Below are 8,261 nucleotides of genomic sequence, written 5' to 3' on the forward strand. Positions count from 1 at the left end.
GCGATTACATCCAAATCAAGGAGAACGGTCCGCACGGTGAGGTCGTCCACTTGGGCGTGCGCTACACCCAGGTGCGCAGTAACGACAATGTCGATTATCTGATCCCCAACTCGCAATTCGTCAATGGCGAAGTCATCAACTGGAGCCTGAGCGACAGTACCATGCGCCTGCACATCCCCTTTCGGGTGCCCTACGGTACCGACCGCGAGGCCTTGCGCGAGCTCGTCATCGCCGCCGCCAAGCGCTCTCCCCACACCCTCGATGTGGAGGGTAAGAAGCCCGGCTTATGGATTACCGCTTTCGGCGACGCTGGCTACGATTGTCAGATGATCGTTTGGGTGGAGCGCGATGCCCTGATGCGCCCTGGCGGAACCCAAGCCGAGTACCACTGGCTTCTTGCCGACGCCCTTGAGCGGGCAGGGATCGAGATCCCCCGCCCGCGTCAGGAAATCAGCTTCGCTCAGCCAACGGCTATTCAGGTCGAACCCAACTCCCGCTCCTCGAGTTCCACATAATCTTTCGTTGCCGTGGCCAAACGGCGCGGCGGCACGAGAAAGAAATAGGCGACCAGGGCCGCCGCCAGGGCCAGCCAAAAAGAGAAGCGCAACAGGTTGTTTAGGCTCAGGGTCGCTGCCAACTGGTCGAGATGCTGCAGCAGTTGCGGCAAGGGGATACCGGCTTCGGCGGGCAGGGTGGCGCGCAGTTGTGCATGCGCCAGCGCCGTCCAGCGGCTCCACAGCACTTCGAGCACGGTAACGCCAATATTGGCGCTAAAGACGCGAATGAAATTACTGGTAGTACTGGCCGAGGGAATTTCTTCTTTGGGAACTCCAGAAAGGATGATCAGGGTGAAGGGAACAAAGAGCGAGCCCACCCCGAGCCCAAGAAGGAAAATCGGCCAGAAGAGATCCGCTAGACTCATCATCGGGCTGAGATAGGCCAGGCCATAGGCAAAGGCAAAGAGCAGGAAGCAGGCACTGGCCAAGCGGCGCAGGCCGAGTAGCCCGTGCAGGCGGTTCATCAGCGAGGAGACCGGTACCGCCGCGAGACCGATGGGCAGCAGAATGGTACTCCCCCACCAGCCGTTGAAGCCCAGGTTTTCTTCCGCCCAGAGGGGCAAAAGAGAGGCCCAGCCCATGAATAGGGCCCAGCCCAAACACAGCAAGAGCAGCCCCAACCAGTAGTTGCGCTGGCGGAGGTAGTGAAAGCGCAAGAGAGGATGGGTGGCGCTGCCCTCCCGCCAGGCAAAAAGCGCGAGCAGCATGAGGGCGACGAGGGTGGTCTGCAGGATGAAACGAGAGTGCCACCAACCATCCTGCTCACCGTTGTCGAGAACGATTTGCAGCGCCATCAGCCCGGCGTAGAGCAGCAGGAAACCGAGGGCGTCGAAGGCCGGTGGCCGCTGCTCCCGCGGCGGCTCGGCGATGGCTCGCGCGCCCAACCAAGCGGCAAGAAGCCAAATCGGGATCGACAGGGCGAAGATCCACCGATAGCCGAAGTTGACCGCAAGGTAACCACCGATGGCCGGGCCGACGAAAAAGGGCACGAGCATGGCGTTGCTCCAGAGGACGGTTACCAAGCCATGGCGCGCCGGCGGGCTGGCACGCAAGAAGAGGCTTTGGCTTAGGGGAACCAGTAGCCCCGCCGCCATCCCCTCCATGGCGCGGCTGAGCAAAAGAACCCAGAGGTTACTGGTGCTGGCACTGATCAGGCTGCCGAGGGCAGCGAGACCACAAGCCGCCGCGAATACCCGCCGCGGGCCAAAGCGGACGGTGGTCCAGGGCATGAGGGTAATCCCCACCGACCAATTGACGATGAAATAGGTTAGGGTCCAAAGGGCATGATCGCTACTCGTCGCCACACCCCCAGCGAGGTACGGAAATATGCCCTGCACGGCCGCACCGTCAAAGGAGCCAAGGCCGAGGGCAAGGCCAACGCCAAGAAACAGGAGCCAGGGCAGTTTTTGCGCAGCTAGCGACACGGAGCCTCCCCAGAGATCTGGTAGGCAAAGCTAGCGCTCTGACTTATATTGATCCAATGGATTTATTTTTGCTGATTGATCGGAAATCTCGATGAAATTGCACCCCGAGGATTTGCTGAGCTTTCTGGCGGTGGCCGAAGAGGGGGGTGTGGCGCGCGCCGCCGACCGCCTGCACTGCAGTCAACCCACGGTTTCCGGCCGTCTGCAGCGCTTACAACTGGCCCTCGGTGAAGCCCTCTACCTACGCGAGGGTCGTGGTATCCGTCTCAGTCCCGCCGGCGAGAGTCTTCTCCCCCTGCTGCGAAGGTTGCGCGCCGATCTGCAGCAAATCGAGGACTGGGTCAGCCAGCGTCAGCAACAACAGGAAGGGCAACTGCGCATTGCCGCCAGTAGCACCGTTGCCAATTATTTTCTCATGGAACATCTGGCACGATTCCGCGCCCGCTATCCCGGCATTGAATTGCGGCTGCAGACCGGGGCCTTGGCCTTGGAAGATCTCGATTGGCACGATTGGGACCTGCTCTTCACCGAAGAGGCGATTGTTAGCGGGACACTACCCGCGCACCTCGAGCAGGTTCCCTGGCGGGAAGACGAGTTGGTGGCGATTCTGCCGCGCCAGCATCCTTGGGCCAGGGCCGGAAAGAAGAGCGCCAGCTGGGCGGAAATCCTCGCGCAACCCATCGTGTGGCGGGAGCCGCATTCGGGCATTCGCCGTCGCGTCGAGGCGGCCCTCAGCGCCGCCGGCCTAAAACCCAGTTACACCGTCGAAGTGACTGGGGTGGAGGCCCTGCGCGAAGCGGTCGCCGCCGGGCTTGGGATTGGTTTTGCCTCGGTCGAGGCGCTCGACAAGGTACGCTGGCCCTTGGCTTCCCTGCGTCTCGAGCCCCCCAAGGGCCTCTTTTGGACCCTGTATCTCGTGCATCCCCGCGCCGAGTACGGGTCCCATGCCCTGCGCGCCTTTCTCGATCTACTCTTGCCGCAAGCAGGGGCTCAGGACTCGGCCAAGAGGACGCAGGCACCGTAGCCGCCCGCTGGGTGCTCGAGCCAGATGAGGGGAAATTCTGGATGCTGGGTGAGGAGGGCTTCTTCGGCATCGCCCGTTTCGAGGGCAAGGATCCCCCCTGGCTGCAAGTAGGCCGGCGCCTCGCGCAGCAAGGGCAACAGGCAGTCGAGGCCATCCGCGCCGGCGGCGAGGGCGAGGCGGGGCTCATGGCAGTATTCCGGCGGCAAAGCCGCCATGGCCGCGGCGTCGACGTAAGGAGGGTTGCTGACGATGAGATCGTAGCGCTGGCCGGCGAGGGCGGCGAAAAGGTCGGATTGCAGCAGGCGAATGCGCTCTTCCAGCCCATGGGCGGCGACATTGAGGGCGGCAACGGCAAGGGCATCGGCCGAGACATCGACGGCATCCACGGCTGCCTGCGGAAAGCGCTGCGCCAGGGCCACCGCCATGCACCCGGAGCCGGTGCCGATCTCGAGGATGCGGGCAACGCGATCGGCCTGCAGCCAGGGCGCAAATCCCGCCTCGATGAAGGGTTCGAGGAGGCTACGCGGGATCAGCACCCGTTCGTCGACGTAAAAACGCAGTCCGGCAAACCAGGCCTCTTGCAGAATATAGGCGGTGGGTCGGCGCAGAATTTCGCGTTGGAAAAAGGCAGCGAGAACCGTCTCGCGCTCCGCTGGGCTCAGGCGGGCACGGGTCCAGTCCGGCAATTCTTCGGGTTCGAGGTTCAGGCGTCGCGCCAGCAGGGCGGCGGCCTCGGCCTTGGGGGTCTGGTAGCCCTGACTGCAATCGATTTGCGCCCGAGCGAAGCGGCTGTAGGCAAAACGCCAAAAATCCTCGATGCTCTCCAGGCCTGCCGCCAGTTCTCGATATTCTTGCCAGCGCATGGGTGCTCCTAGTCGATGTCCAGCCACACCGGGCAATGATCGGAGCCGGTGACTTCGGTGGCAATGCCCGCTCCACGCAGGCGCGGCAGCAAGCTTTGGTGTACCCAGAAATAATCTAAACGCCATCCGACATTGCGCGCCCGCGCGTCGGTGCGCTGACTCCACCACGAAAAGCATTGCAAATCCGGGTGCAGATACCGAAAGCTGTCGACCCAACCGGCTGCCGCCCAGCGATCGAGCCAGGCGCGCTCCTCGGGCAGAAAGCCGGAAATCTTGGCATTCTCTGCCGGGCGGGCGAGATCGATGGGCTGATGGGCGGTATTGACGTCGCCGCAGAAGATCACCGGGCGTCCCGCCGCCACCCGGGCCTCGATTTGGGCCAGAAAATCGGCATAAAACGCAAGTTTGTAGGCCAAACGCTGCGGATCTTTTTTGCCATTGGGGAAATACACGTTGTAGAGGTCGAAGTCGCCGCAATCGTGCACCAGCACCCGGCCCTCACGATCGTACTCCGGCTTACCCAGACCGCGCTGGAGCAGGCGCAGGGGTTTTCGGGCGAAGGTTGCCACACCACTGTAGCCGGGGCGTTCCGCCACCGCCCAATCGCTATGGTAGCCGGCAAGAGCGGCATCCGCCTTCGGCAATTGCGCCGGGTCGGCCTTGCTCTCCTGGATGCAGAGAATGTCGGGCTGCGCCGTCTCTACCCAGTCGCGCAGGCCCTTGCGCAGGGCCGCTCGCCAGCCGTTCACATTCCAGCTGTAAAGACGCATTTAGCGCAGGGTGCGCAGGGCGAAGAATTCTCCCTGCTCGAGCACCCGCTCCAAGAGGGCGCGGGCATCGGCGCCGCTGGCGTCGTCGGCGGGCAATTGCGCCAAGGCTTCGCGCGCACCCTGGGGGCTGATGACTCCATAGCGCAAGGCGAGGTCGTAGAGCACCTGGATGGAGAGGCGATTGTCGGGTCGCTGCGCCAAGCGCAACTGTAGCTCTGCCTTGGGCCCGCCGTAGAGCTGCAATTCGCGAATCTGGTCCACTGCTGGCAATGCCTTCATAGCTTTTTCTTTCCTGCATATGGCGTTGATGCTTTGCTGCTTGCGCCGCTACTTTGGGGGAGGGCGCGTAGCTGTACCGACCAAGTGCCGCGCGCCGCGAGCAGCGGTGCCATTTGGCCAAGACCGGCAAGCAGCGCCGCCGTCACCCCCCAGATGGGACGCAAAAGCAGGAGCCCGGAACCGATCAAACGCTCAGCACCCGTTTCTTCATCCCAGAGCAGTTCGATGGACTCGAGGGCGGACTGCGCCTGCAAGCGCTTCACTAGGCGTGAGATCTTACCGCGGATCTTTACTGGGTACCACACCAAAAAACTCGCTTGCGGCCAGTGTTGCAAGGCGGCAACCAAGGCCTCGGCGAGGCGCTCCCATTCATCGACGGCCTCGAAAGCCGGATCGACGAGGACCAAACCTCGCCCCGGGACTGGCGGCGCATTGCGCGCCAGAAAGCCATAAGCGTCTTCCTCCAGAAACCGCGTGTGCGGCCGCTTACCCACGACTTGCCGCAACTCTGCCAAGACCGCTGGCACCTTGTCGAGGAGGATGAGTTCATCCTCGGGGCGCAGCAGCCGCGCCGCGAGGAGGGGCGAGCCAAGATACTGGCGCAGTTCCTTGCCGGGGTTTTCGGCATGCAAGAGATCCAGCCACGCGCGTAGGGCCGCTAGGTCGCGGCGCTGGGGCCAGAGGCGGCGCACTACCTGATCGGCCTCGGCGCCTGCCTCTAGTAGGTAGCGTCCAGCGCCGGCATGGGTATCCAGACAATAGAAGGGGCGGTCCTTTTGCCGGAGCTGTTCGAGGCTCAGCACCAGGGCGAGATGCTTCATGCAGTCGGCGGCATTGCCGGCATGGTAGGCGTGACGATAGTTCATACGCGTTTCTTGGCAACAAAACGCGAGTGTAGCAGGCGGCGGACCGGCGCCCCACCCTTGGCTTGGCGGCGGGCATTGGTCATGATAAGGCATTCGTCTGCCTGCGAGGATTCCCCATGCGCCTCTACGTCACGCCCACCAGCCCTTATGCCCGCAAGGTCCGCATCGCTCTCATCGAGAAGGGTCTCCCCTGCGATATCGAGCAGGTTGATCTGCGCGACCCCGAACATGCCGCCAAGGAACAAAATCCCTTGGGCAAGGTTCCCGTGTTGGTAGCCAACGACGGTACCGCCATCTACGACTCCACGGTCATCCTGCAGTACCTCGAACTGATGCACCCGCAGCCGGCCTTGTTTCCCGTCGATGCCAAGGAACGCATCCATGCCCTGCGCCTCGAGGCCCTCGCCGATGGCATCATGGACGCCACCATTGCCTGGGTCATGGAACATCGGCGCAGTAAGGATTGCCAGGACCCCGCCCTGCTGCACAAGCAAGCTGGCAAGGTGCAGAGCGGCCTCGCCTATCTGCAGGAAAAGGCGCGCACTTGGACCCCCGCCACCGAGGCGCCGCTACCGCTGGAGCAGATTGCCGCCGCGGCAGCCGTTGGCTATGTCGACCTGCGCGCGCCGGAGCTCCTGGTTTCTTGCGCCGATCTGCAGCGCTGGTATTTGGCCTTGCGCAGCCGTCCGAGCTTGCGCGAGACCTCACCACAGTGAGGATGGCGGGGTGAAAATTGCCAGTTGGAACGTCAACTCCCTGAAAGTACGCCTACCGCAGGTGCTGTCCTGGCTGCAGGAAAGCCAAAGCGATGTGCTCTGCCTGCAGGAAACCAAACTGCCGGATCCTCGCTTTCCAGCGGCGGAACTGGCGGAAATCGGCTATCAAAGCCTCTTCCACGGGCAGTCCACTTATAACGGGGTGGCGATCCTCAGTCGCCTGCCACTACAGGCAAGCCAATGCGACTGGCCAGACGGTAGCGATGGGCAGGCAAGACTCTGCGCCACAAGTATCGGGGACCTGCGTATCGTCAATGTCTATGTGCCCAACGGGCAATCCCTCGACAGCGACAAGTATCGCTACAAACTCGACTGGCTCGCCCGTCTACAGGATTTTCTCCGCGCCGAACTGGCGCGCTGGCCGCGCCTGCTCTTGCTGGGCGATTTCAACATCGCCCCGAGCGACCTCGACGTCCACGATCCAGCGGCCTGGGCCGGGGAAATCCTCTGCTCCGATGCCGAGCGCGCTGCCCTGCAAGGGATACTGAGCCTGGGCCTGCACGATCTCTTTCGGCACCAGCACCCCGATGCGCAGGAATGGAGTTGGTGGGATTATCGTGCCGCCAGCTTCCGCCGCAACATTGGTTTACGTATCGATCTCCTCCTCGGCAGTGACGCCCTCCTGCCCGCCCTCGACGACGTCCACATCGACCGCACTGCGCGCGCCGTGGAACGTCCTTCGGACCACGCCCCTGTTGTCCTGCAACTCAAGGAGCCCTCATGATCGGCATTCTCCTTGTCAACCTCGGCACCCCCGACGCCCCCACGGCACCGGCCCTGCGCCGCTATTTGCGAGAATTTCTCAGCGATCCGCGGGTCGTGGAAATTCCCCGCTTGGTCTGGTGGCCGATTCTCAACGGGCCCATCCTGCTCACCCGCCCGGCACGCTCCGCCCGTGCCTACCGCAGCATCTGGCTCGACGAAGGCTCACCACTGCGGGTGTACAGCCAACGTCTGGCCGAAGGCCTGCAGGCACTCTACGATGCCGAGCAGCCGGGCCGGGTGCAGGTGACCCTGGCCATGCGCTACGGCCAACCCTCGGTGGCAGCGGGACTTCGCAGCCTGCGCGACGCTGGCTGTCGGGAGATGCTGGTAGTACCCCTCTACCCCCAGTATGCAGCGGCGACGACGGCATCGATCTTTGATGCCGTGGCGGCGGAGTTGCGCACCTGGCGCAATCTGCCGGAACTGCATTTTCTGCGCGATTGGCACCAAAATCCGCGCTACATCGGTGCCCTTGCCCGTTCGGTGCAGCGGCAATGGCAGGAACATGGACGGCCGCAGCGGCTGCTCATCTCCTTTCACGGCCTGCCGGCGCGCAACATTGCCCTTGGCGATCCCTACCGCGCCGAATGCGAGAAAAGCACCGAACTCTTGGTGGCAGCCCTGGGCCTACGGGATGGGGAGTGGGTGCAGACCTTCCAGAGTCGCTTTGGACCGGCGCGTTGGCTCGAGCCCTACACCGCCGTCACCCTGAAGGAACTGGGCAGCCAGGGGGTTGAGCGCCTCGACTGCCTCTGCCCCGGTTTCGTTACCGATTGCCTGGAGACTCTGGAAGAGGTTGCCGTGGAAGGCAAGGAGATCTTCCTCCAGGCTGGCGGCAAAGAAATGCATTACATTCCTTGCCTGAATGACGACGCGGAATGGATTGCCGATTTTCGACAAATCATCGACGAACACCTGCCGGCCCACTAGGGCGCTT

Annotated in this window: 10 protein-coding genes; 5 read left to right on the plus strand and 5 right to left on the minus strand. The window is 63.1% G+C overall.

The window, feature by feature from the left end:
* A partial coding sequence (locus RTI30_RS10800; protein WP_312274841.1) for a mechanosensitive ion channel domain-containing protein occupies positions 1-515 on the plus strand: 515 nt, incomplete at its 5' end.
* On the opposite strand, the gene RTI30_RS10805 is transcribed toward RTI30_RS10800, so the two are convergent.
* Entirely contained in the window at positions 476-1,981 is a 1,506-nt protein-coding gene (locus tag RTI30_RS10805; protein WP_312263186.1) for an MFS transporter, read from the minus strand. The two genes, RTI30_RS10800 and RTI30_RS10805, sit on opposite strands and share 40 nt — an antisense overlap.
* Before the next feature lie 91 nt (positions 1,982-2,072).
* On the opposite strand from RTI30_RS10805, the gene RTI30_RS10810 reads away from it, so the two are divergent.
* Positions 2,073-3,005 carry a LysR family transcriptional regulator gene (locus tag RTI30_RS10810; protein WP_312263185.1) on the plus strand — a complete coding sequence of 311 codons (933 nt, stop codon included), beginning with the start codon at positions 2,073-2,075 and terminating at the stop codon, positions 3,003-3,005.
* On the opposite strand, the gene prmB is transcribed toward RTI30_RS10810, so the two are convergent.
* Genes prmB through rlmJ form a run of 4 tightly spaced genes read right to left on the minus strand, consistent with a single transcriptional unit; the run spans position 2,972 to position 5,783 of the window.
* Positions 2,972-3,868, minus strand: coding sequence for a 50S ribosomal protein L3 N(5)-glutamine methyltransferase (gene prmB / locus RTI30_RS10815; protein ID WP_312263184.1), 897 nt, complete (start codon positions 3,866-3,868; stop codon positions 2,972-2,974). The two genes, RTI30_RS10810 and prmB, sit on opposite strands and share 34 nt — an antisense overlap.
* An 8-nt stretch (positions 3,869-3,876) precedes the next feature.
* Positions 3,877-4,638, minus strand: coding sequence for an exodeoxyribonuclease III (locus RTI30_RS10820; RefSeq protein ID WP_312263183.1), 762 nt, complete (start codon positions 4,636-4,638; stop codon positions 3,877-3,879).
* Positions 4,639-4,917 (minus strand): hypothetical protein, encoded by a 279-nt coding sequence (locus RTI30_RS10825; RefSeq protein ID WP_312263182.1) that lies wholly within the window; start codon positions 4,915-4,917, stop codon positions 4,639-4,641.
* Complete coding sequence (gene rlmJ, locus RTI30_RS10830) at positions 4,914-5,783, minus strand: 23S rRNA (adenine(2030)-N(6))-methyltransferase RlmJ (protein WP_312263181.1); 870 nt, start codon at positions 5,781-5,783, stop codon at positions 4,914-4,916. The genes RTI30_RS10825 and rlmJ overlap by 4 nt, the downstream gene beginning before the upstream one ends.
* Positions 5,784-5,899: 116 nt before the next feature.
* Here rlmJ and RTI30_RS10835 point away from each other — a divergent pair, with 116 nt between their 5' ends.
* The 3 genes from RTI30_RS10835 to hemH are packed head-to-tail and all read left to right on the plus strand — an operon-like array spanning position 5,900 to position 8,254.
* Positions 5,900-6,499 carry a glutathione S-transferase N-terminal domain-containing protein gene (locus RTI30_RS10835; protein ID WP_312263180.1) on the plus strand — a complete coding sequence of 200 codons (600 nt, stop codon included), beginning with the start codon at positions 5,900-5,902 and terminating at the stop codon, positions 6,497-6,499.
* 10 nt (positions 6,500-6,509) lie between these two features.
* Positions 6,510-7,283 (plus strand): exodeoxyribonuclease III, encoded by a 774-nt coding sequence (xth, locus tag RTI30_RS10840; RefSeq protein ID WP_312263179.1) that lies wholly within the window; start codon positions 6,510-6,512, stop codon positions 7,281-7,283.
* Entirely contained in the window at positions 7,280-8,254 is a 975-nt protein-coding gene (hemH, locus tag RTI30_RS10845) for a ferrochelatase (protein ID WP_312263178.1), read from the plus strand. The genes xth and hemH overlap by 4 nt, the downstream gene beginning before the upstream one ends.
* Positions 8,255-8,261: the final 7 nt, after the last annotated feature.

Source organism: Candidatus Igneacidithiobacillus taiwanensis, assembly GCF_031962545.1.
In the GTDB taxonomy this organism is placed as follows: domain Bacteria; phylum Pseudomonadota; class Gammaproteobacteria; order Acidithiobacillales; family Acidithiobacillaceae; genus Igneacidithiobacillus; species Igneacidithiobacillus taiwanensis.